Below are 21,942 nucleotides of genomic sequence, written 5' to 3'. Positions count from 1 at the left end.
ACATATCGCCATGCGCGGCTGCCGATTGAGGTTCTGTCACCGGGCCCTGTCCGACCGCACGGTCGGCTGAGCCGATGGGTGCCGATCGCGTCTTCGCGTACGGCGCCGCCGCCGGTCTCCTCGGTGACCTTCTGCTGGGCGATCCACGCCGCGGGCATCCGGTCGCCGCGTTCGGGCGGGCGGCGGCGGCCGTGGAACGGGTGCTGTGGCGGGACCACCGCGGGTGGGGCGCGCTGCACACCGCCGTCTGCGCCGGGGGTGCCGTGACGCTGTCGGCGCTCGCCGCGTCCGCCGTGCGTCCCTCCCGTACCGCCGCCACGGCCCTGACCGCCGCCGCCACCTGGGCCGTGGTCGGGGGCACGTCGCTCGCGCGGGAGGCGCGCGCCATCGGGCGCGCCCTGGAGACGGGGGACCTCGAGGCCGCGCGCGCCCGGCTGCCGCATCTGTGCGGGCGGGATCCGCAGGCGCTGGACGCGGACGGGATCGCCCGGGCGGTCGTCGAGTCCGTCGCCGAGAACACCTCCGACGCCGTGGTGGGCGCGCTCACCTGGGGAGCCGTCGCCGGATTGCCCGGTCTCGTGGGTTTCCGCGCCGTCAACACGCTCGACGCCATGGTCGGGCACAAGTCGCCCCGTTACCGGCGCTACGGATGGGCCTCGGCGCGCCTCGACGACGTGGCGGGATGGCCGGGGGCACGGCTCACGGCCGTTCTCGCGGCAGCGGCGGGCCCCGATGCGCGGGGCGCGGTGCGCGCCTGGCGCGCCGACGCCGCGAAGCACCCGAGCCCCAACGCCGGGCCCGTGGAGGCGTCGTTCGCGGGCGCCCTGGGTGTGCGGCTGGGCGGAACGCTGTCGTACGGAGGGCGCGTGGAGCACCGGCCCGTGCTCAACACGGCGGGGCGCGCCGTGCGTACGGACGACATCGAGCGGGCCGTACGGCTCTCCCGGCGTGTGAGCGGGCTCGCGCTCGGTGTCACGGTCGCCGGGCGCCTGGTGGCCCGAAGGCTTCTCGCGAAGGGACGGACGTCATGAGCGGGGGACTCCTCGTCGCCGGTACCACCTCCGACGCCGGAAAGAGCGTCGTCACCGCCGGGATCTGCCGCTGGCTCGTACGGAGGGGGGTCAAGGTCGCGCCGTTCAAGGCGCAGAACATGTCCCTGAACTCCTTCGTCACCCGCGAGGGCGCGGAGATCGGGCGGGCGCAGGCCATGCAGGCGCAGGCGTGCCGCACCGAGCCGACCGCGCTGATGAACCCCGTGCTGCTCAAGCCGGGCGGCGAGCAGAGCAGCCAGGTCGTGCTGCTGGGCAAGCCGGTCGGCGAACTGAGCGCGCGCGGGTACCACGGGGGGCGGCAGCAGCGGCTCCTCGGCACCGTGCTGGACTGCCTGGCCGAACTGCGGGGCACGTATGACGCGGTGATCTGTGAGGGGGCCGGCAGTCCGGCGGAGATCAACCTGCGCCGCACCGACATCGTGAACATGGGGATCGCCCGCAACGCCCGGCTGCCCGTCCTCGTCGTCGGCGACATCGACCGCGGCGGCGTCTTCGCGTCCTTCTTCGGGACGGTGGCGCTGCTCTCGCCCGAGGACCAGGAACTCGTCGCCGGATTCCTGGTCAACAAGTTCCGCGGGGACGTCAGCCTGCTGGAACCGGGCCTCGACATGCTGCGGGACCTGACCGGACGGCGCACCTACGGCGTCCTGCCGTTCCGGCACGGGCTCGGGATCGACGAGGAGGACGGACTCAGGGTGTCCCTGCGGGGCGCGGTCCGCGAGTCCGAGGTGACCGCCCCCGTCGGCGAGGACGTGCTGCGCGTCGCCGTCTGCGCCGTCCCCCTCATGTCCAACTTCACGGACGTGGACGCGCTGGCCGCCGAGCCGGGTGTGGTCGTCCGGTTCGTGGACCGGCCGGAGGAACTGGCGGACGCGGACCTCGTGGTGATCCCCGGGACCCGGGGCACCGTCCGCGCCCTGGAGTGGCTGCGCGAGCGCGGCCTCGCGGACGCCCTCGTGCGAAGGGCCGCGGAAGGTCGGCCGATCCTGGGCGTCTGCGGCGGTTTCCAGATCCTCGGCGAGCACATCGAGGACGAGGTGGAGAGCCGCAGGGGGCACGTGGACGGGCTCGGAGTACTGCCCGTGCGGGTGCGGTTCGCCCGCGAGAAGACCCTCACCCGGCCGGCGGGGGAAGCCCTCGGCGAGCCCGTCGAGGGGTACGAGATCCACCACGGGGTCGCCGACGTCACCGGCGGCGACACGTTCATCTCCGATGGCAGGGGACACAGCCTGGACGGCTGCCGGGTCGGGCAGACCTGGGGCACCCACTGGCACGGGTCCCTGGAGTCGGACGGCTTCCGGCGGGCCTTCCTGCGCGAGGTGGCCGCCGCCGCGGGCCGCCGCTTCGTGCCGTCCCCCGACACCTCGTTCGCCGCGCTGCGCGAGGAACAGCTCGACCGGCTCGGCGACCTGATCGAACAGCACGCGGACACGGACGCGCTGTGGCGGCTCATCGAGTCGGGCGCGCCGCAAGGACTGCCTTTCATCCCCCCGGGAGCGCCCGCATGAGCACAGTGTTGTTGTTGTCGACCGCCGACACCGATCTGCTGGCGGCCCGTGCCTCCGGCGCGCCCTACCGGATCGGCAACCCGACCCGGGTGGATGTCGCCGGGGAGCTTCCGGGGCTGATCGAGGGCGCGGACATCGCCGTCGTGCGCCTGCTCGGCGGCAAGCGCGCCTGGGAGGACGGGCTGGCCCGGCTGAAGGCGTCCGGCATCCCGACCGTGCTGCTCGGTGGGGAGGCCGTCCCCGACGCCGAGCTGATGGCCGAGTCGTCCGTCCCGGCCGGTGTCGTGGCGGAGGCGCTGAAGTACCTGGTCGAGGGGGGCCCCGCCAACCTCACGGAACTCGCCCGGTTCCTGTCCGACACGGTGCTGCTGACCGGCGAGGGCTTCGAGGGGCCGCGGCGGATGCCGGAGTACGGCGTCCACGGCGAGCGCCCGCTCACCGAGGGCCGCCCGACCGTCGGCGTGCTCTTCTACCGGGCCCACGAACTCAGCGGCAACACCGCCTTCGTGGACACCCTGTGCGACGCGATCGAGGCGCACGGAGCCAACGCCCTCCCGGTGTACTGCGGTTCGCTGCGCGGCGCCGACGCCGGGCTGTACGAGATCCTGGGGCGGGCCGACGCCCTGGTGGCCACGGTCCTCGCGGCCGGCGGCACGCACGCCTCGCAGGCGTCGGCGGGCGGTGACGAGGAGTCCTGGGACATCGGCGCGCTGGCCGAGATGAACATCCCGGTGCTCCAGGGCCTGTGCCTGACCTCCTCGCGCGCCGCTTGGGAGGAGTCCGACGCCGCCCTGTCCCCCATGGACGCGGCGATGCAGGTCGCGATCCCGGAGTTCGACGGCCGCCTGATCACGGTCCCGTTCTCCTTCAAGGAGCAGGGCGCGGACGACGTCCCGGTGTACGTCGCCGACCCGGAGCGGGCCGCGCGGGTCGCCGGGATCGCCGTACGGCACGCGCGGCTCAAGCACAAGCCGAACGCGGAGAAGAGGATCGCGCTCGTCTTCACCGCGTACCCGACCAAGCACTCACGGGTCGGCAACGCGGTCGGCCTGGACACGCCCGCGTCGGCGGTACGGGTGCTGGACGCGCTGCGGGACGCGGGGTACGGCCTCACCGAGTACCCGGCGGGCGGTGACGAGCTGATCCACCGGCTCATCGAGGCCGGCGGTCACGACGTCGAATGGCTGACCGAGGAGCAGCTGGCCGCCGCGCCCGCGCGCGTGGCGCTCGCCGACTACCGGGCGTGGTTCGAGAAGCTCGACCCGGAGCTGAAGGACGCCATGGTCGAGGCGTGGGGGGAGCCGCCGGGCTCGCTGTACGTCGACGGCGACGACATCGTGCTCGCCTCCCTCCAGTTCGGGAACGTCGTGGTCATGATCCAGCCGCCGCGCGGCTTCGGCGAGAACCCGATCGCGATCTACCACGACCCCGACATGCCGCCGTCGCACCACTACATGGCGGCCTACCGCTGGCTGGAGAACAGCTTCGGCGCCGACGCGATCGTCCACATGGGCAAGCACGGCACGATGGAGTGGCTGCCCGGCAAGGGACTCGGGCTGAGCGCCGGTTGCGCCCCGGACGCCGTCCTCGGCGACCTGCCCCTCGTCTACCCCTTCATCGTCAACGACCCCGGCGAGGGCACCCAGGCCAAGCGGCGCGGCCACGCCACCGTGGTCGACCACCTCGTACCGCCGATGGCGCGTGCCGACACCTACGGCGACCTGGCCAAGCTGGAGCAGCTCCTCGACGAGTACGCGCTGGTCTCCGACCTGGACCCGGCGAAGGCACCGGCCGTCCGCGCCCAGATCTGGACGCTGGTCAAGGCGGCCGAGCTCCACCACGACCTGCACGTGGACGAACAGCCGGACGACGACGAGTTCGACGAGTTCGTCATGCACATCGACGGCTATCTGTGCGAGATCAAGGACGTGCAGATCCGCGACGGCCTCCACGTCCTGGGCGGCGGACCGGTCGGCGAGCCGCGCGTCAACCTGGTGCTCGCCGTGCTGCGCGCCTCGCAGGTGTGGGGCGGACAGGCGAACGCGCTGCCCGGCCTGCGGGCCTCGCTCGCCGAGCACTTCGGCCTGGTGGAGAAGGAGCTGCTGGCGGAGCCCGGCGCTGCGGTGAAGGTGCCGGTGGAGCTCACCGACCTGGTCGAAGGCCCGTCCCGTACCGCGGCGGACGCGATCGACCTGCTGGAGCAGCTGTGCCGGCGGATCGCGGAGGGGATGGAGGCGCGCGGCTGGGCGGCCTCCGAGAGCGGTGCTCTCGTACGGCAGGTGGTGGGCACCGAACTCGCCGGCGCCGTAGCGGTGCTGGAGTTCGCGTGCACGGAGGTCGTGCCGCGTCTCGCCCGCACCACCGACGAGATCGGCCACATCCTCAAGGCTCTGGACGGCGGTTACGTCCCGGCGGGCCCCTCCGGCTCGCCGACCCGTGGCCTGGTCAACGTCCTGCCGACCGGCCGCAACTTCTACTCGGTCGACCCCAAGGCGATTCCGTCCCGCCTGAGCTGGGAGGTCGGTCAGTCGCTCGCCGACTCGCTCGTCGCCCGCTACCTCCAGGACACCGGCGAGTACCCGAGGTCCGTCGGCCTGACGGTCTGGGGAACCTCCGCGATGCGCACCCAGGGCGACGACATCGCCGAGATCCTGGCCCTGCTCGGCTGCCGCCCCGTCTGGGACGACGCCTCGCGCCGCGTGACCGGGTTCGAGGTGGTCCCGCTGGAGGAGCTGGGCCGCCCCCGAATCGACGTCACCGTCCGCATCTCCGGGTTCTTCCGGGACGCGTTCCCGCACGTCGTCGGTCTGATCGACGACGCGGTGCGCGCGGTGGCGGAGCTGGACGAGCCCGCCGGGAAGAACTTCGTGAAGGCGCACGCCGACGAGGACACCGCCGAGCACGGCGACCGGCGGCGCGCCACGGCCCGTGTCTTCGGCTCCAAGCCGGGCGCGTACGGGGCCGGCCTGCTGCCGCTGATCGACGCCCGCAACTGGCGCTCCGACGCCGACCTCGCCGAGGTGTACGCGGTGTGGGGCGGCTACGCGTACGGGCGCGGGCTGGACGGGCGTGCGGCGCGCGGGGACATGGAGACGGCGTTCAGGCGCATCGCCGTCGCCGCGAAGAACGTCGACACCCGCGAGCACGACCTCGTCGACGCGGACGACTACTTCCAGTACCACGGCGGCATGGTCGCCATGGTGCGGCACCTCACCGGTGCGTCCCCGGAGGCGTACGTCGGCGACAGCGCCGTACCCGACCAGGTCAAGACCCGCACCCTCGGTGAGGAGACCCACCGCGTCTTCCGCGCCCGCGTGGTCAACCCGCGCTGGATGGCGGCCATGCGGCGCCACGGCTACAAGGGCGCCTTCGAGATGGCGGCGACCGTGGACTACCTGTTCGGGTACGACGCCACGGCCGGGGTCGTCGACGACTGGATGTACGAGAAGCTCAGCGCGGAGTACGTCTTCGACGCCGAGAACCGCGACTTCATGAAGAAGTCCAACCCGTGGGCGCTGCGCGGCATCACGGAACGGCTCCTGGAGGCCGCCGACCGTGGCCTGTGGGCCGAGCCGGACGCGGACACGCTGGAACGGCTGCGCGCCACCTATCTGGAGCTGGAAGGCGACCTGGAGGGCGACGAGAAGTGAGTACCCCGTTTCCGTTCACGGCCGTCGTCGGCCAGGACGACCTGCGGCTCGCGCTGCTGCTGAACGCCGTCTCGCCGGCGGTCGGCGGTGTGCTGGTGCGCGGTGAGAAGGGCACCGCCAAGTCGACGGCCGTGCGCGCCCTGTCCGCGCTGCTGCCTCAGGTGTCGGTCGTCCCCGGGTGCCGGTTCTCGTGCGACCCTGCGGCGCCTGATCCGACGTGCCCGGACGGACCGCACGAGGCCGGGGCGGGGGTGTCCCGTCCGGCCCGCATGGTCGAGCTGCCGGTCGGGGCCTCCGAGGACCGGCTCGTGGGCGCCCTGGACATCGAGCGGGCGCTGGCGGAGGGCGTGAAGGCCTTCGAGCCGGGTCTGCTCGCCGACGCGCACCGGGGCATCCTGTACGTGGACGAGGTCAACCTCCTCCACGACCACCTCGTCGACCTGCTTCTGGACGCCGCCGCGATGGGCGCCTCGTACGTCGAGCGCGAGGGCGTCTCCGTGCGGCATGCCGCGCGCTTCCTGCTCGTCGGCACCATGAATCCCGAAGAGGGCGAGCTGCGGCCGCAGTTGCTCGACCGGTTCGGGCTGACCGTCGAGGTCGCCGCCTCCCGCGAGCCAGACCAGCGCGTGGAGGTCGTCCGGCGGCGGCTCGCCCACGACGACGACCCCGCCGGTTTCGCGGCGCGCTGGGCCGAGGAGGAGGCCGCCGTACGCGCCCGCATCGTGGCCGCACGCGAGCTGCTGCCGTCCGTACGGCTCGGGGACGGGGCGCTGCGGCAGATCGCGGCGACCTGTGCCGCGTTCGAGGTCGACGGTATGCGCGCCGACATCGTGATGGCGCGTACGGCGACCGCGCTGGCCGCCTGGGCGGGGCGGACCGACGTGCTCGCCGAGGACGTGCGGCAGGCCGCGCTGCTCGCGCTTCCGCACCGCAGGCGGCGCAACCCCTTCGACGCGCCGGGGCTCGACGAGGACAAGCTGGACGAGACGCTGGAGCAGTTCGGGGATTCCGGTGAGTCCGGCGAGGACGACGATCCTGATCCGGACGGGCCCGGCGGGGGCGGCGGCCGGCCGCCGCAGGATGGTCCGGCGGGCGATGGCGACAGCCCGGCGCAGGCCGAGCCGGGTGAGGGCGGGCCGTCGCAGGCCTCCGGAGCCGGCGAGCAGGCACCCGCACGCGCCTCCGAACCCTTCCGTACGAAGGTGCTGACCGTGCCCGGGCTCGGCGACGGCGCCGCCGGGCGGCGTTCGCGGGCGCGGACGCAGGCCGGGCGGACCACCGGGGCGCGCCGGCCCCAGGGCGCGCTGAGCAAGCTGCACCTGGCGGCGACCGTGCAGGCGGCGGCGCCTCATCAGCGGGCGCGCGGCCGGTCGGGGCCCGGGCTCGTGGTGCGCCGGGACGATCTGCGGCAGGCGACGCGGGAGGGGCGCGAGGGCAACCTCGTGCTGTTCGTGGTCGACGCATCCGGCTCGATGGCGGCCCGGCAGCGGATGAGCGCGGTGAAGGGCGCCGTGCTGTCGCTCCTGCTGGACGCCTACCAGCGGCGGGACAAGGTGGGGCTCGTGACCTTCCGGGGCTCGGCGGCCGAGGTGGCGCTGCCGCCGACCTCGTCGGTGGACTCGGCGGCGGCCCGGCTGGAGTCGCTGCCCACCGGGGGCCGTACGCCGCTGGCCGCCGGGCTGCTGAAGGCGCACGACGTGCTGCGGGTGGAGCGGCTGCGGGATCCGGCGCGGCGGGCGCTCGTGGTCGTGGTGACGGATGGGCGGGCCACGGGTGGCCCTGAGCCGGTCGCGGTGGCCGGGCGGGCGGCCCGGCTGTTCGCGGCCGAAGGAGTCGCGTCCGTGGTCGTGGACTGCGAGTCGGGGCCGGTGCGGCTGGGGCTCGCCGGGCGGCTCGCCGGTGAGCTGGGCGGCACGGCGGTGACGCTCGACGAGTTGCGGGCGGACTCGATCGCCGGGCTGGTGAAGGACGTACAGAGGAGGGCCGCGTAATGCCGCAGGGACAGCCGAGTGTCGTACCGGACGACGGACTGACGACCCGTCAGCGCCGCAACCGTCCTCTCGTCGTCGTGCACACGGGCGTGGGCAAGGGCAAGTCGACCGCGGCCTTCGGGCTGGCGCTGCGGGCCTGGAACCAGGGATGGCCGATCGGGGTGTTCCAGTTCGTCAAGTCGGCGAAGTGGAAGGTCGGCGAGGAGAACGCGCTCAAGGTGCTGGGGACGTCCGGCCAGGGCGGGACCGTGGCCTGGCACAAGATGGGCGAGGGCTGGTCCTGGGTCCAGCGGGACATCCAGGGCGACAACTCGACCAACGAGGAGAAGGCCCGGGAGGGCTGGGAGCAGGTCAAGCGGGACCTGGCCGCCGAGACGTACAGGCTGTACGTGCTCGACGAGTTCGCCTACCCGATGCACTGGGGCTGGATCGACACCGACGAGGTCGTCGACGTGCTCCGCAACCGGCCCGGCACCCAGCATGTCGTGATCACCGGGCGGAACGCGCCCGAGAAGCTGGTCGACTTCGCCGACCTCGTCACCGACATGTCCAAGGTCAAGCACCCGATGGACGTGGGCCAGAAGGGCCAGAAGGGCATCGAGTGGTGACACGTTCCGTCCCACGGCTGGTCATCGCCGCGCCGTCGTCCGGCAGTGGCAAGACCACCGTTGCCACCGGGCTGATGGCCGCGTTCGCCGCGCGGGGGCTTTCCGTGTCCCCGCACAAGGTCGGGCCGGACTACATCGACCCGGGGTACCACTCGCTCGCCACCGGGCGGGTGGGGCGGAACCTCGACGCGTACCTGTGCGGCTCCGAGTTGATCGGCCCGCTGTTCGCGCACGGTGCGCGCGGGTGCGACATCGCTGTCGTCGAAGGTGTGATGGGGATGTACGACGGGGCCGCGGGGGAAGGTGAGCTGGCCTCCACGGCCCATGTCGCCAAGCTGCTGCGGGCGCCGGTCGTGCTGGTCGTGGACGCGTCGTCGCAGTCCCGGTCGGTGGCGGCTCTGGTCCACGGTTTCGCCTCGTGGGATCCGGAGGTACGGGTCGGGGGCGTGATCCTGAACAAGGTGGGGTCGGACCGGCACGAAGCGCTGCTGCGGGAGGCTTTGGACTCGGCCGGGGTGCCGGTGCTCGGCGTCCTGCGGCGGGTTCCCCAGGTCGACACGCCGTCGCGGCACCTTGGGCTGGTGCCGGTCGCCGAGCGGCGGGGTGAGGCCGTGGCGGCGGTGGCCGCGATGGCCGCGCAGGTGCGTGAAGGGTGCGACCTGGAGGCTTTGCTGGGGCTGGCGCGGAGTGCGGGCGCGCTGCCGGGTGCGGCGTGGGATGCCGCTGAGGCCCTTGGTGTTCCGTGCCCGCCGCCCCTTCCCTCCCCCAAGCTCTCGGCTTCGCTCGAGCAGGGGGGACCCCCATCTGACCCTCGGGGCTCCGAGGCACCGGTGGTCGCCGTTGCCGGTGGTCCTGCCTTCACCTTCTCCTACGCCGAACACACCGAACTGCTCACCGCCGCCGGCGCCGAAGTCGTCGCCTTCGATCCCCTTCGCGACGAGCAACTGCCCGAAGGGACCAATGGGCTGGTCATCGGGGGCGGCTTCCCCGAGGTGTACGCCGCCGAGCTGTCCGCCAACGAGCCGTTGCGCAAGGCCGTCGTCGAGCTGGCGCTCGGCGGTGCGCCCGTCGCCGCCGAGTGTGCCGGGCTGCTGTACCTGTGCCGGGAGTTGGACGGGCAGCCCATGTGCGGGGTGCTGGACGCCACCGCCCGGATGACCGAGCGGCTGACCCTCGGCTATCGCGACGCCGTGGCCGTCGGCGACAGCGTGCTCGCCGCGACGGGGACCCGGATGCGGGGGCACGAGTTCCACCGGACCGTCGTCGAGCCCGGCGCGGGGGCGGCTCCCGCCTGGGGGATACGCGCTCCTCGGCCGCGCGTGGAAGGTTTCGTGCAGCAAGGGGTGCACGCGAGTTATCTGCACACGCACTGGGCCGCCGAGCCCGGTGTGGCCCGTCGGTTCGTGGAGAGGTGCCGGACGTCATGAGCAGCAGGCTGATCGGAGTCGGGGTGGGCCCGGGCGACCCCGAGCTGGTGACCGTCAAGGGCGTGGGCGCTCTGCGGGCCGCCGACGTCGTCGTCGTACCCGTGATGGCTGCGTCTGATGGAACAGATGTGGGTGAGCGGGGGCGCGCCGAGGCGACCGTGCTGCACTACGTGCCCGAGGAGAAGGTCGTCCGCGTCGTCTTCGCGCTGAACGAGCGGACCGACCGGGCGCGGCGCGAGGCCGCCTGGGACGCCGCCGGGGAGCGTGTCGCCCGGCTGCTTCGGCGGCACGCGGCCGTCGCGTTCGCCACCATCGGCGACCCCAACGTGTACTCGACCTTCACGTACCTCGCGCAGACCGTGCAGGAGCTCGTGCCCGGGACCGTCGTCGAGACCGTGCCCGGCATCACGGCCATGCAGGACCTGGCCGCACGGTCGGGTGCCGTGCTGACCGAGGGCACCGAGCCGCTGACGCTGGTGCCCGTCACCGCCGGTTCGGCCGTGCTCAAGGAGGCGCTCGCCGGTCCGGGGACCGTCGTGGCGTACAAGTTCGGGCGGCAGGCGCGGGAGGTCGCCGAGGCGCTGCGGGAGACCGGGCGCATCGAGGACGCCGTGTGGGGGTCCGCGCTCGGGCTCCCGGAGGAGTCCATCCGCCCGGCCGCCGACCTCGACGGCGCTCCCCTCCCCTACCTCTCCACCCTCATCGCGCCCGCCCGGCGCGACGGCACCCGTGGCGGCAAGCTGTGACCGGCGGCGGATCAGCCCGCGAGGCCCACCACCAGCCAGATGAACGCCGTGCCCGCGACCGTGCACAGCAGGGTCGTGCGGGCCGGGTGCTCGTGGTGGGCCTCCGGCAGGATCTCGGCCGCGGCGAGGTAGAGCAGGACACCGCCGAAGAGACCGAGGTAGCCGCCGAGGAACCACTCCGGGATGGCGAGGAACGCGGTCGAGGCCGCGCCCAGCACGGGCGCGAGCGCGTCCGCGAACAGCATCGCGACCGCCTTGCGGCGCGCGTTGCCGTACAGGCTGGTGAGGGTGAACGTGTTGAAGCCGTCCGCGAAGTCGTGGGCGACCACGGCCAGCGCCACCGCGAGGCCCATACCGCCGCCCACCTGGAAGGCCGCACCGATCGCCACGCCGTCCATGGCGCTGTGCCCCACCATGGCGGCCGCCGCCGTGAGGCCCACCTCGGGCGCGCGATGGTGATCGTGCTGCCCTGCGCCGTGCGCCGCCCGGCGGGCGGCGAGCAGCCGCTCCACCAGGTGGGCCAGCAGGAAACCGCCCACGAACAGCAGCAGGGCCGCCGGAACCCCGAACACCTCGGTGCCCGCCGCGCGCAGTGCCTCCGGCAGCAGGTCCAGGCCGACCACACCGAGCATCAGTCCGCCGGCCAGGCCCAGGACCAGATGGCGACGGTCGGTCACGCGCTGTGCCGTCCAGCCGCCGGCCAGCGTCATCAGGAACGCGCCGAGCGCGACGAAGACCGCCATGTGCCCTTGCTATCCGATCAGGCCCCGGTCGCGCACATCCGGCCCCGATTCCGCCCGCACACATCGTGACATTCCGTACGAGAGGACCTGAACCCATGGCCGATGCCAACACCGGCAAGGTGACCTTCGTCGGTGCTGGCCCCGGCGCCGCCGACCTGCTGACGTTCCGTGCCGCGCGCGCCATCGCCGAGGCCGACGTCGTGATCTGGGCGGCCAGCCTGGTCCAGGCGGAGGTCCTGGAGCACGCGCGTGCGGACGCGGAGGTCCTGGACTCGGCGACCATGTCGCTGGAGGACGTCGTCGCCGTGTACCGGCGGGCGTACGCGGAGGGGCTGAAGGTCGCCCGCATCCACTCCGGCGACCCGGCCCTGTGGGGCGGCACCCAGGAGCAGCTCGACCGGTGCGCGCAGATCGGTATCGCGACCGAGGTCGTCCCCGGCGTCTCCTCCTTCTCCGCCGTCGCCGCGCTCGCCCAGCGGGAGCTGACGATCCCCGAGGTCGCGCAGTCCGTGGTGCTCACCCGGCTCGGCGGCGGCAAGACGCCGATGCCGCCCGGCGAGGAGGTGCGCGAGTTCGCCCGGCACGGCACCACCATGGCGATCTTCCTGTCGGCCGCGCGCAGCGGGCAGCTGGTGCGGGAGCTGCTGGAGGGCGGCTACCCGACGGCCACGCCGGTCGTGGTCGCCTACCAGGCGACCTGGCCCGAGGAGCTGGTCGTGAAGTGCACGATCGGCACGCTGGAGGAGACCGTCAAGGAGCACAAGCTCTGGAAGCACACCCTCTTCCTGGTCGGCCCGGCGCTCGACGCGCACGGCACGCGCTCGCACCTCTACCACCCCGGCCACTTCCACGGCTACCGCAAGGCCGACCCCGAGGCCCGCAAGGCGCTGCGCACACGGGGTGCAAGCACATGATCACTGTCGTCGGCACGGGCACGGGGGCGCCGCTCGACGAGGAGGTCCTCGCGGCGGCGGACCTCGTCGTGGGCGGACGGCGGCATCTGGACGCCGCCCATCTGCCCGAGGGCGCCGAGCAGATCGTGCTCGGACCGCTGGCGCCCGCGCTGGACGCCATCGAGCGGGCCCTGGAGAAGGGGGCCAAGGAGCGCAGGGTCGTCGTGCTCGCCTCCGGTGATCCCGGGTTCTTCGGCATCGTGCGGGCGCTCGGCGAGCGGTTCGGGCCGGACCGGCTGGATGTGCGGCCCGGGGTGTCGTCGGTGGCCGGTGCCTTCGCGCGGCTCGGGCTGACCTGGGACGACGCCGTGGTGGTCAGCGCGCACGGGCGCGAGATGCGCACCGCGGTGAACGTGTGCCGGGCGCGTCCCAAGGTCGCCGTGCTGACCGGGCCCGGAGCCGGTCCCGCCGAGCTGGGGGCGGCGCTCCGCGACGGTTACGCCGGCCGGGTCCTCGTCGTCGCGACCGCGCTCGGCGACCGGGAGCGTGAGCGCGTGGAGCGGGTGACGCCCGCCGAGGCGGCGGAACGCGACTGGGGGGCGGCGGTGAGCGTGGTGCTGTGCCTGGACGAGACGCGAGCGCTGGGGCCGGTGCGCACGGTCGCGGGGGCCCCCTCGGGTCCCTCCGCATGGGCCCTGGACGAGAGCGCCTTCGCGCACCGGGACTCGATGATCACCAAGTTCGAGGTGCGCGCCCTGGTCCTGGCCCGGCTCGGGCCACGGCTCGGCGATCTGGTCTGGGACGTCGGCGCGGGCTCCGGCTCGGTCGCGGTCGAGTGCGCACGGCTGGGCGCCGCCGTCACCGCCGTCGAGAAGACGCCCGACGGCATCGAGCGGATCCGCGCCAACGCGGCCGCGCACGGCGTGGACGTGCGGGTCGTGCACGGGACAGCGCCGGACGCGCTGGACGGGCTCGACGACCCCGACGCGGTGTTCGTCGGCGGCGGCGGACGGGAACTGCCCGCCATCGTCAGCGTGTGCGCGCGGCGCGCCCGGCGGGCGGTGGTGGTCGCCATGGCGGCACTGGACCGCGTACCGGCGGCGCGCGAGGCGCTCGTCGCCGCCGGGTTCTCCTGCGACGGCGTCCTGCTCCAGTCCTCGCGCCTCGCGCCGCTGCCGGGCGACGTGACCCGGCTCGCGGCGACCAACCCTGTTTTCCTGCTGTGGGGCACGCGGGCCCCGGCACTGCACGAAGGAGTAGCGAAGTGATCGGCCTCATTTCCGCCACCGCGGCGGGGGCGGCTGCGCGGGACCGGCTGGCCGCGGCGTGGCCGGACCGTACGCGGGTGTACGACGGGCCCGTGAAGGACGCCGTACGGGCCGCCTTCGCGGAGTGCGAGCAGCTCGTGTGCTTCCTGGCGACGGGGGCGGTCGTACGGCTGATCGCGCCGCTGCTGGGTGAGAAGACCTCCGACCCGGGTGTGGTCTGCGTCGACGAGGGCGGGCGGTTCGCGGTGTCCCTCGTGGGCGGGCACGCCGGCGGCGCCAATGAACTCGCCCGCGCGGTGGGCGGGGTGCTGGGCGCGGAACCGGTCGTGACGACCGCGACGGACGCCGTGGGGCTGCCCGGGCTGGACACGCTCGGGTTCCCCGTGGAGGGCGATGTCGCCGCGGTCTCGCGGGCGTTGCTCGACGGGGAGCCGGTGGCGCTGGCGGCGGAGGTGAGCTGGCCGCTGCCGCCGCTGCCCGTCGCCGCCGAGGGGGCGTACACGATCCGGGTCACCGACCGGGCCGTCGAACCCGCCGAACGGGAGGTCGTGCTGCGGCCGCCCACCCTGGTCGTGGGCGTGGGCGCGTCCAGGGGCGCTCCGGTCGAGGAGGTGCTGGGGCTCGTCGAGGGTGCGCTGCGGGACGCGGGGCTCTCCGCGGCGTCGCTCGCCGAACTCGCCACCGTCGACGCCAAGGCGGAGGAGCCCGGCATCGTGGAGGCGGCACGGCGGCTCGGCGTTCCGCTCGTGACCTACGCCGCCGAGGAGTTGGCGAGGATCGACGTGCCCAATCCGTCCGAGGCACCGCTCGCGGCCGTCGGCACACCGTCCGTCGCGGAGGCCGCCGCGCTGGTGGGCGGCGGCGAACTCCTCGTCCCCAAGCGGAAGTCGGCCATGGCCACCTGCGCGGTCGGGCGCCGGCCGGGGCGCGGACGGCTCGCGGTCGTCGGGCTGGGGCCGGGCGCCCGGGACCTGCTCACACCGCGCGCGCAGCAGGAGCTGCGGCGCGCGTCCGTGCTCGTCGGCCTCGACCAGTACGTCGACCAGATCCGTGACCTGCTGCGGCCCGGCACCCGGGTCCTGGAGTCGGGGCTCGGCGCCGAGGAGGAGCGGGCGCGCACGGCGGTAGCACAGGCGCGCGAGGGGCATGCCGTCGCGCTGATCGGCAGCGGGGACGCCGGGGTGTACGCGATGGCCTCCCCCGCGCTCGCCGAGGCGTCCGACGACATCGACGTGGTCGGGGTACCCGGTGTCACGGCGGCGCTCGCGGCCGGGGCGATCCTGGGCGCGCCGCTCGGCCACGACCATGTGTCGATCAGCCTCTCCGACCTGCACACGCCGTGGGAGGTCATCGAGCGGCGGGTACGGGCCGCGGCCGAGGCCGACCTCGTCGTCACCTTCTACAACCCCCGCTCCCGGGGCCGCGACTGGCAGCTGCCGAAGGCCCTCGCGATCCTCGCCGGGCACCGGGAGCCGACGACACCGGTCGGTGTCGTACGCAACGCGTCGCGGCCGGACGAGTCCGGTCGCCTCACGACCCTGGCCGAACTGGACCCGGCGACCGTCGACATGATGACGGTCGTGACCGTGGGCAACACGGCGACCCGTGAGATCGCGGGCCGCATGGTCACGCCGCGCGGATACCGCTGGCAGGACAACCGGCAGGAGGAGGCGAAGTGAACCGTGTGGTGCACCCGATCGAGCAGGAGTCCTTCCGGCGGCTGCGCGCCCGCCTCGACACCTCCCACTTCCCGCCGCTGACCCGGGCGGTGGTGGAGCGGGTCATCCACTCCGCCGCCGACCTCGACTACGCCGGCGACCTCGTCATGGACGAGAGCGAGTTGGACAAGGCGCACACGGCGCTGCACGCCGGGGCGCCGGTGGTGGTGGACGTGGAGATGGTCGCGGCCGGGATCACCCGCCGCGAGACGGTCTGCCGCCTCAAGGACGCCAGGTCGGGCCCGGGCATGACCCGTTCGGCGCATGCGATCCGGCTGGCGTACGAGGACGTCGGCCCGGGCGCCCTGTGGGTGATCGGCTGCGCGCCGACCGCCCTGGAGGAGTTGCTGAAGCTGGACGCCTCCCCCGCGCTCGTCATCGGTCTGCCCGTCGGATTCGTCGGCGCGGCCGAGTCCAAGGCCGCGTTGCGCGAGAGCGGGCTGCCCGCCGTGAGCAACGTGTCCGAGAAGGGCGGTTCGGCGGTCGCGGCCGCCGCGCTCAACGCCCTGCTGTACCACCCCGTTTCGAAGTTCGAGGAGACATCGTGACCACCCCGCCGCCCGCCCTGCTCATCGCCGGCCACGGCACCCGGGACGAGGCCGGAGCCGAGGCGTTCCGCGACTTCGTACGGGAGCTGGGGCGCCGCCACCCCGACCTGCCCGTCGCGGGCGGCTTCATCGAGCTGTCGCCGCCGCCGCTGGGCGAGGCGGTGACCGAACTGGTGGAGCGAGGGGTTCGCCGGTTCGCGGCCGTGCCGCTGATGCTGGTGTCCGCCGGGCACGCCAAGGGGGACATCCCGGCGGCGCTGGCCCGTGAGAAGGAGCGGCACCCGGGCATCTCTTACACCTACGGGCGCCCGCTCGGCCCGCACCCGGCGCTGCTGTCGGTGCTGGAGCGGCGCCTGGACGAGGCGCTGGGCGGGGCGGCGCGCACGCCGGAGGAGCGCGCCGAGGTGACGGTGCTGCTGGTCGGCCGTGGCTCGACCGACCCCGACGCGAACGCCGAGGTGTACAAGGCGGCGCGGCTGCTGTGGGAGGGACGCGGGTACGCGGGCGTGGAGACGGCGTTCGTGTCGCTGGCGGCGCCCGACGTGCCGAGCGGCCTCGACCGGTGCGCGAGGCTGGGTGCGAAGCGGATCGTCGTCCTGCCGTACTTCCTGTTCACGGGCATCCTGCCGGACCGGGTGCGGCAGCAGGCGGAGGACTGGGCGGCGGCGCATCCGCAGGTCGAGGTGCGGTCGGCGGACGTCATCGGGCCTGAACCGGAGCTCCTGGACCTGGTGATGGAGCGGTACCGGGAGGCGCTGAAGGGGGACCTGCGGATGAACTGCGACTCATGCGTGTACCGGATCGCGCTGCCCGGCTTCGAGGACAAGGTGGGGCTGCCGCAGCAGCCGCACTTCCACCCGGACGACGACGGGCATCACCATCACGGTCATGGACACCACCACGGGGGGCACGCGCACTCCCATGCGCACTGAACGGGACGGAGCACAGCACGACCTGCGGCACCACGGGGACGCCGAGGTCCGTGACGGCGGGGCGGGACTGACCGACCTCGCGGTGAACGTGCGTGCGGACACGCCTCCGGCGTGGCTGCGGGACGTGATCGCCGAGTCGCTGGGCGGGCTCGCTGCCTACCCCGACGGGCGGGCGGCGCGGGCGGCGGTGGCGGAGCGGCACGGGGTGCCCGCCGAGCGGGTACTGCTGACGGCGGGGGCGGCGGAGGCGTTCGTGCTGCTCGCCCGCGCCCTGGAGGTGCGGCGGCCGGTCGTGGTGCACCCGCAGTTCACGGAGCCGGAGGCGGCGTTGCGGGCCGCCGGGCACGTGGTGGAGCGGGTGCTGCTGCGGCAGGCGGACGGTTTCCGGCTGGATCCGGCGCTGGTGCCCAAGGACGCGGACCTGGTGGTGATCGGTAACCCCACGAACCCGACGTCCGTCCTGCACCCGGCGTCGGTGATCGCGGAACTGGCCCGCCCGGGGCGGTTGTTGGTGGTCGACGAGGCCTTCATGGACGCGGTGCCCGGGGAACGGGAGGCACTGGCGGGCCGGACGGACGTGCCGGGCCTGGTGGTCCTGCGCAGCCTGACCAAGACCTGGGGTCTGGCGGGGCTGCGCATCGGCTACGTCCTGGCCGACCCCGGGACGATCGCGCAACTGGAGCGGGCGCAGCCGCTGTGGCCCGTGTCGACGCCGGCGCTCGCGGCGGCTCAGGCGTGCCTGTCGCCGCGGGCCCTGGCGGAGGCGGCGCACGCGGCGCACCGGGTGGCGGCGGACCGGGCACATCTGGTGGCGGGGCTGCGGGAGTTCGGGCCGGACGGGCTGTATGTGGCGGAGCCGGCGGAGGGGCCGTTCGTGCTGGTCCGCCTGGCGCGGGCGGCCGCCGTGCGGCGGCATCTGCGGGACCTGGGCTTCGCGGTGCGCCGCGGGGACACGTTTCCGGGGCTGGACGAGGAGTGGCTGCGGCTGGCGGTCCGGGACCGGGTGACGGTCAACCGCTTTCTGCAGGCGCTGGACCGGGCGGTGACGCTGGCCGCACGGTGAGAGGGTGTCTCGGCCCCCCGCCGCCCCTGCCCTTCGCGTCCTCCGGGGGCTCCGCCCCTTCCGACCCCGTTCTCCGCTCCTCATGCGCCGGAGGGCTGATTTTGCCGCCGGTCGGCATTCTCGAGCCCGTCCGGCGTTTGAGGACGAGGCCGTTCAGGCCGAAGGGGGTCTGGGGACGCAGCCCCCAGGGACGGGAAGGGTAAGGGCGGCGCGGGCGAGACACCCCGGGTCAGGCGACCGCCCTGCCGTTGAGGATGACTCGGCGCGGTGCCGCCAGGACCCGTACGTCCGCTCGTGGATCCGTCTCGTACACCACCAGGTCCGCGGCCGCGCCCTCCTCCAGCCCCGGCCGGCGCAGCCAGTCGTGGGCGGCCCAGGTCGCCGCCGACAGGGCCTCCACGACAGGAATGCCCGCCGTCACCAGCTCCGCCACCTCCGCCGCGACCAGGCCGTGCGGCAGAGTTCCCCCGGCGTCCGTGCCCACGTACACCGGGATCCCGGCGTCGTACGCCGCCCGCACCGTGTCGTAGCGCCGCTCGTACAGCCGGCGCATATGGGCCGACCAGCGGGGGAACCTCGACTCGCCACCGTCCGCCAGCCTCGGGAACGTCGCGATGTTCACCAGCGTCGGCACGATCGCGACCCCCCGCTCCGCGAACAGCGGGATCGTCTCCTCCGTCAGCCCCGTGGCGTGCTCGACGCAGTCGATGCCCGCCTCGACCAGGTCCCGCAGCGAGTCCTCGGCGAAGCAGTGCGCTGTGACCCGGGCACCCAGGCGGTGGGCCTCCGCGATCGCCGCCTGAACCGCCTGACGCGGCCAGCAGGCCGACAGGTCTCCCACCTCACGGTCGATCCAGTCGCCCACCAGCTTCACCCAGCCGTCGCCGCGCCGTGCCTCCTGGGCGACGTAGGCGACCAGATCGTCCGGCTCGATCTCCCAGGCGTAGTTGCGGATGTAGCGGCGCGTGCGCGCGATGTGCCGCCCGGCCCGGATGATCTTGGGAAGATCGTCCCGGTCGTCGATCCAGCGGGTGTCCGAGGGTGAGCCCGCGTCCCGGATCAGCAGCGTGCCCGCGTCCCTGTCCGTCAGCGCCTGCTTCTCCGAGACGTCCTCGGGGACAGGGCCGTGCGCGTCGAGGCCGACATGGCAGTGCGCGTCGACCAGGCCGGGCAGTGCCCAGCCCTCGACGGTACGGACGTCGCGGGCCCCGGCGGGGCGGTCGTACGAGATCCGGCCGTCGACCACCCACAGCTCGTCGCGGACGTCCTCGGGCCCGACGAGCACCCGGCCCCTCACGTGCAGCACCGCCTGATCGCTCATGTACTGCACCTTAGTTGGCATCCGCCCGCTACTGCTTCCCGCCCACCTGGTCGGACGTCTCCTCCTCCACCTCGGCCCGAGCGGGGTCCAGGAGCCGGGAGAGGAAGTGCCGGGTGCGCTCATGGCTCGGGTCGCCGATGACCTGCTCGGGGGTGCCGTCCTCGACGATCACGCCGCCGTCCATGAAGACGACCCGGTCGGCGACCTCGCGTGCGAAGGTCATCTCGTGGGTGACGACCATCATCGTCATGCCCTCCTGCGCCAGCCTGCGCATCACGGCGAGGACGTCGCCGACCAGCTCCGGGTCGAGCGCCGAGGTCGGCTCGTCGAACAGCATCACCTCGGGGCCCATGGCGAGGGCGCGGGCGATGGCGACACGCTGCTGCTGGCCGCCGGAGAGGGAGGAGGGGTAGGAGTCCGCCTTCTCGGACAGGCCGACCCGCTCCAGGTTCTCGGCTGCGATCCTCGCGGCCTCCGCCTTGTCCCGCCTGAGAACCCGGCGCTGCGGCAGCGTGAGGTTCTCGGTCACCGTGAGGTGCGGGAAGAGGTTGAACTGCTGGAACACCATTCCGATACGGCGGCGTACGGCGTCGATGTCCACATCGGGGTCGGTGACCTCGGTGCCGCCGACGAAGACCTGGCCCTTGGTGGGTTCCTCCAGGAGGTTGACGCAGCGCAGCAGGGTGGACTTGCCGGAGCCGGAGGGGCCGATGACGCAGACCACCTCGCCCTGGCCGATCTCCAGGTCGATGCCGCGCAGCACCTCGTTGTCACCGAAGGACTTGTGCAGGTCGCGGATCGCGATCTCGGGGGTGCTGCTCACTTGGCGGCTCCCTGGGTCTTGGCCTCCATGCGGCGGACGACGAAGCCGAGCGGGATCGTGACCAGCAGGTAGCACAGGCCGGCGACCAGGATCGGCGTGGAGTTGGCGGTCGTGCTGGCCAGGTCACGGCCGAACTTGGACAGTTCCCGCTCCTCCAGCGTCACACCGAGGAACAGCACCAGCGAGGAGTCCTTGAAGAGGAGGACGAGTTCGTTGGTGAGGGGCGGGAGGATGATCCTGAACGCCTGCGGGACGATGATGGAGATCATCGCGCGAGCCGGCGAGAAGCCCAGCGAACGCGCCGCCTCCATCTGGCCCCTGGGTACCGCCTGGATTCCCGCGCGGATCGTCTCCGCCATGTACGCGGCCGACACCAGGCCGAGCGCGAGTGCGACCTTGCCGTAGGTGCCGCCGATGATCTCCGTGCCGGGGAAGGCGAGCGGTACGGCGACACCGACGAAGATGAAGATCAGCAGCGCGGGCAGGCCGCGGAAGATCTCGATGTAGATGCCGGCGACCCAGCGGTACGGTCCGACGGACGACAGCCGCATCAGCGCCAGGAGCATGCCGAGCACCAGGCCGACGACGAAGCCGGACAGGGTGTACAGCACGGTGTTCTTCAGCGCCAGCGTGATGACGTCCGGGAACATCTGCCGGGCGATGTCCACCTGCGCGAACTGGTTCTGCAGCCGTCCCCAGTCCGCCGTGACCGCGAAGGCGATCACGGCGACGACGAAGACGGCGTACTGGACACCGCGCGACACCCTGCGCTTCTGCGTCCGGGTCAGCCCCTTCCTACGGGGCTGCACCTCGGCCCTGGCTGTGTCCGTCGTGTCGGTCATGAGGCGGAGGGCGAGGCGACGGACGGGTTGTAGGGGCCGATCCACTGCTCGTACAGCTTCTTGTACGTGCCGTCGGCCTTCGCGTCCTTGATCGCCTTGTTGACGGCTGCGAGGAGCTTGGTATTGCCCTTCTTCACCGTGAAGCCGTACTGCTCACCGGTGTTGATGTTGCCGACCAGCTTGAAGGCGTCGGCGTTGGCCTTGTCCTTGAGCCAGCCCTGGACGACGGGGTAGTCGATGACGACCGCCTGGACCTGGCCGGTGCGCAGCCCGTTGAGGACGGCGTCGGAGGACTCGAAGGAGATCGGGTCGAAGCCCTGCTTCTTCGCGTAGTCCTCACCGGTGGTCTGCGCCTGGGTGCCGAGCTTCTTGCCCTTGGCCTTGACGTCGGCCAGCGAGGTGATGCCGCTCTTCTTGTCGACCAGGACGGCCTGGGTGGCGTCGAAGTAGGGGTCGGAGAAGTCGACGTGCTTCTTGCGCTCGGCGGTGATCGTCATGCCGGCCGCGGCGAGGTCGCACTGGCCGGAGTTGAGGAACGCGCCGGTCTTGAAGTTCTCGAAGGGCGTGTCGACGATGGCCTGCTTCACCCCGAGGTCCTTGGCGACCAGGTCGATCATCGAGACGTCGAAGCCCTGCACCTTGCCGTTGATCTCCGACTGGAAGGGCGGGTACGGCAGGTGGGTGCAGGTGGTGAGCTGACCGGCCTTGACGAGTTGCACCCCACCGGCGGCCGACTTGCCGGCGCTGCCGCCGCTGCCGCTCGAGGTGCAGCCGGCCACGAGCAGCACGCCGGCCGTCGCGGTGGTGGC

The 21,942-nt window shown here is 73.2% G+C and carries 18 protein-coding genes; 13 read left to right on the top strand and 5 right to left on the bottom strand.

Annotated elements, in window-relative coordinates:
- Positions 1 to 74 precede the first annotated feature (74 nt).
- From C3488_RS32810 to cobI, 7 genes are read left to right on the top strand one after another with little or no spacing between them, the layout of a single operon-like run.
- A complete protein-coding gene (locus C3488_RS32810; protein WP_103844528.1) occupies positions 75 to 1,031 on the top strand; it encodes a cobalamin biosynthesis protein in 957 nt (318 codons plus the stop codon).
- Complete coding sequence (locus tag C3488_RS32805) at positions 1,028 to 2,560, top strand: cobyric acid synthase (RefSeq protein ID WP_103844527.1); 1,533 nt, start codon at positions 1,028 to 1,030, stop codon at positions 2,558 to 2,560. Before C3488_RS32810 ends, C3488_RS32805 begins: the two co-directional genes overlap by 4 nt.
- Positions 2,557 to 6,210, top strand: a complete 3,654-nt coding sequence (gene cobN, locus C3488_RS32800) for a cobaltochelatase subunit CobN (protein ID WP_103844526.1) — start codon at positions 2,557 to 2,559, stop codon at positions 6,208 to 6,210. The genes C3488_RS32805 and cobN overlap by 4 nt, the downstream gene beginning before the upstream one ends.
- On the top strand, positions 6,207 to 8,201 hold the full coding sequence (locus C3488_RS32795; protein WP_103844525.1) for a putative cobaltochelatase: 1,995 nt from the start codon (positions 6,207 to 6,209) through the stop codon (positions 8,199 to 8,201). Before cobN ends, C3488_RS32795 begins: the two co-directional genes overlap by 4 nt.
- Complete coding sequence (cobO, locus tag C3488_RS32790; RefSeq protein ID WP_103844524.1) at positions 8,201 to 8,809, top strand: cob(I)yrinic acid a,c-diamide adenosyltransferase; 609 nt, start codon at positions 8,201 to 8,203, stop codon at positions 8,807 to 8,809. Before C3488_RS32795 ends, cobO begins: the two co-directional genes overlap by 1 nt.
- Positions 8,806 to 10,236, top strand: a complete 1,431-nt coding sequence (locus C3488_RS32785) for a cobyrinate a,c-diamide synthase (RefSeq protein WP_103844534.1) — start codon at positions 8,806 to 8,808, stop codon at positions 10,234 to 10,236. Before cobO ends, C3488_RS32785 begins: the two co-directional genes overlap by 4 nt.
- A complete protein-coding gene (cobI, locus tag C3488_RS32780; protein ID WP_103844533.1) occupies positions 10,233 to 10,982 on the top strand; it encodes a precorrin-2 C(20)-methyltransferase in 750 nt (249 codons plus the stop codon). The genes C3488_RS32785 and cobI overlap by 4 nt, the downstream gene beginning before the upstream one ends.
- A gap of 11 nt (positions 10,983 to 10,993) precedes the next feature.
- On the opposite strand, the gene C3488_RS32775 is transcribed toward cobI, so the two are convergent.
- A complete protein-coding gene (locus C3488_RS32775; protein ID WP_103844523.1) occupies positions 10,994 to 11,725 on the bottom strand; it encodes a ZIP family metal transporter in 732 nt (243 codons plus the stop codon).
- Between the two features lie 95 nt (positions 11,726 to 11,820).
- Here C3488_RS32775 and cobM point away from each other — a divergent pair, with 95 nt between their 5' ends.
- From cobM to cobC, 6 genes are read left to right on the top strand one after another with little or no spacing between them, the layout of a single operon-like run.
- Complete coding sequence (gene cobM / locus C3488_RS32770; protein WP_103844522.1) at positions 11,821 to 12,639, top strand: precorrin-4 C(11)-methyltransferase; 819 nt, start codon at positions 11,821 to 11,823, stop codon at positions 12,637 to 12,639.
- Positions 12,636 to 13,886 (top strand): precorrin-6y C5,15-methyltransferase (decarboxylating) subunit CbiE, encoded by a 1,251-nt coding sequence (gene cbiE, locus C3488_RS32765; RefSeq protein WP_103844521.1) that lies wholly within the window; start codon positions 12,636 to 12,638, stop codon positions 13,884 to 13,886. Before cobM ends, cbiE begins: the two co-directional genes overlap by 4 nt.
- The gene (cobJ, locus tag C3488_RS32760; RefSeq protein ID WP_103844520.1) at positions 13,883 to 15,565 is read left to right on the top strand and encodes a precorrin-3B C(17)-methyltransferase; all 1,683 of its coding nucleotides are present in this window, start codon (positions 13,883 to 13,885) and stop codon (positions 15,563 to 15,565) included. The genes cbiE and cobJ overlap by 4 nt, the downstream gene beginning before the upstream one ends.
- Positions 15,562 to 16,152, top strand: a complete 591-nt coding sequence (locus C3488_RS32755) for a precorrin-8X methylmutase (protein ID WP_103844519.1) — start codon at positions 15,562 to 15,564, stop codon at positions 16,150 to 16,152. The genes cobJ and C3488_RS32755 overlap by 4 nt, the downstream gene beginning before the upstream one ends.
- Positions 16,149 to 17,084 carry a sirohydrochlorin chelatase gene (locus C3488_RS32750; protein ID WP_103844518.1) on the top strand — a complete coding sequence of 312 codons (936 nt, stop codon included), beginning with the start codon at positions 16,149 to 16,151 and terminating at the stop codon, positions 17,082 to 17,084. The genes C3488_RS32755 and C3488_RS32750 overlap by 4 nt, the downstream gene beginning before the upstream one ends.
- Positions 17,041 to 18,147 carry an Rv2231c family pyridoxal phosphate-dependent protein CobC gene (gene cobC, locus C3488_RS32745; RefSeq protein ID WP_103844517.1) on the top strand — a complete coding sequence of 369 codons (1,107 nt, stop codon included), beginning with the start codon at positions 17,041 to 17,043 and terminating at the stop codon, positions 18,145 to 18,147. Before C3488_RS32750 ends, cobC begins: the two co-directional genes overlap by 44 nt.
- Positions 18,148 to 18,376: 229 nt before the next feature.
- Here cobC and C3488_RS32740 read toward each other — a convergent pair whose 3' ends face one another.
- The 4 genes from C3488_RS32740 to C3488_RS32725 all read right to left on the bottom strand — a co-directional run.
- On the bottom strand, positions 18,377 to 19,468 hold the full coding sequence (locus C3488_RS32740) for an amidohydrolase family protein (protein WP_103844516.1): 1,092 nt from the start codon (positions 19,466 to 19,468) through the stop codon (positions 18,377 to 18,379).
- A gap of 28 nt (positions 19,469 to 19,496) precedes the next feature.
- A complete protein-coding gene (locus C3488_RS32735; RefSeq protein ID WP_103844515.1) occupies positions 19,497 to 20,291 on the bottom strand; it encodes an amino acid ABC transporter ATP-binding protein in 795 nt (264 codons plus the stop codon).
- Complete coding sequence (locus tag C3488_RS32730; protein ID WP_103844514.1) at positions 20,288 to 21,133, bottom strand: amino acid ABC transporter permease; 846 nt, start codon at positions 21,131 to 21,133, stop codon at positions 20,288 to 20,290. Before C3488_RS32730 ends, C3488_RS32735 begins: the two co-directional genes overlap by 4 nt.
- A partial coding sequence (locus tag C3488_RS32725) for a transporter substrate-binding domain-containing protein (RefSeq protein WP_103844513.1) occupies positions 21,130 to 21,942 on the bottom strand: 813 nt, incomplete at its 5' end. The genes C3488_RS32730 and C3488_RS32725, both read right to left, overlap by 4 nt.

It is taken from the genome of Streptomyces sp. Ru72 (genome assembly GCF_002920635.1).
In the GTDB taxonomy this organism is placed as follows: Bacteria; Actinomycetota; Actinomycetes; order Streptomycetales; family Streptomycetaceae; genus Streptomyces.
This window is presented reverse-complemented; position numbering and strand designations above follow the sequence as displayed.

Bases quoted from the DNA above. Each gene is read 5' to 3' on its own strand.
- cobO (WP_103844524.1), top strand. From the start codon at position 8,201: ATGCCGCAGGGACAGCCGAGTGTCGTACCGGACGACGGACTGACGACC.
- C3488_RS32810 (WP_103844528.1), top strand. From the start codon at position 75: ATGGGTGCCGATCGCGTCTTCGCGTACGGCGCCGCCGCCGGTCTCCTC.
- C3488_RS32740 (WP_103844516.1), bottom strand. From the start codon at position 19,468: ATGAGCGATCAGGCGGTGCTGCACGTGAGGGGCCGGGTGCTCGTCGGG.
- C3488_RS32730 (WP_103844514.1), bottom strand. From the start codon at position 21,133: ATGACCGACACGACGGACACAGCCAGGGCCGAGGTGCAGCCCCGTAGG.
- cobN (WP_103844526.1), top strand. From the start codon at position 2,557: ATGAGCACAGTGTTGTTGTTGTCGACCGCCGACACCGATCTGCTGGCG.
- C3488_RS32805 (WP_103844527.1), top strand. From the start codon at position 1,028: ATGAGCGGGGGACTCCTCGTCGCCGGTACCACCTCCGACGCCGGAAAG.
- cobC (WP_103844517.1), top strand. From the start codon at position 17,041: ATGGACACCACCACGGGGGGCACGCGCACTCCCATGCGCACTGAACGG.
- cobM (WP_103844522.1), top strand. From the start codon at position 11,821: ATGGCCGATGCCAACACCGGCAAGGTGACCTTCGTCGGTGCTGGCCCC.
- cobI (WP_103844533.1), top strand. From the start codon at position 10,233: ATGAGCAGCAGGCTGATCGGAGTCGGGGTGGGCCCGGGCGACCCCGAG.
- cbiE (WP_103844521.1), top strand. From the start codon at position 12,636: ATGATCACTGTCGTCGGCACGGGCACGGGGGCGCCGCTCGACGAGGAG.
- C3488_RS32775 (WP_103844523.1), bottom strand. From the start codon at position 11,725: ATGGCGGTCTTCGTCGCGCTCGGCGCGTTCCTGATGACGCTGGCCGGC.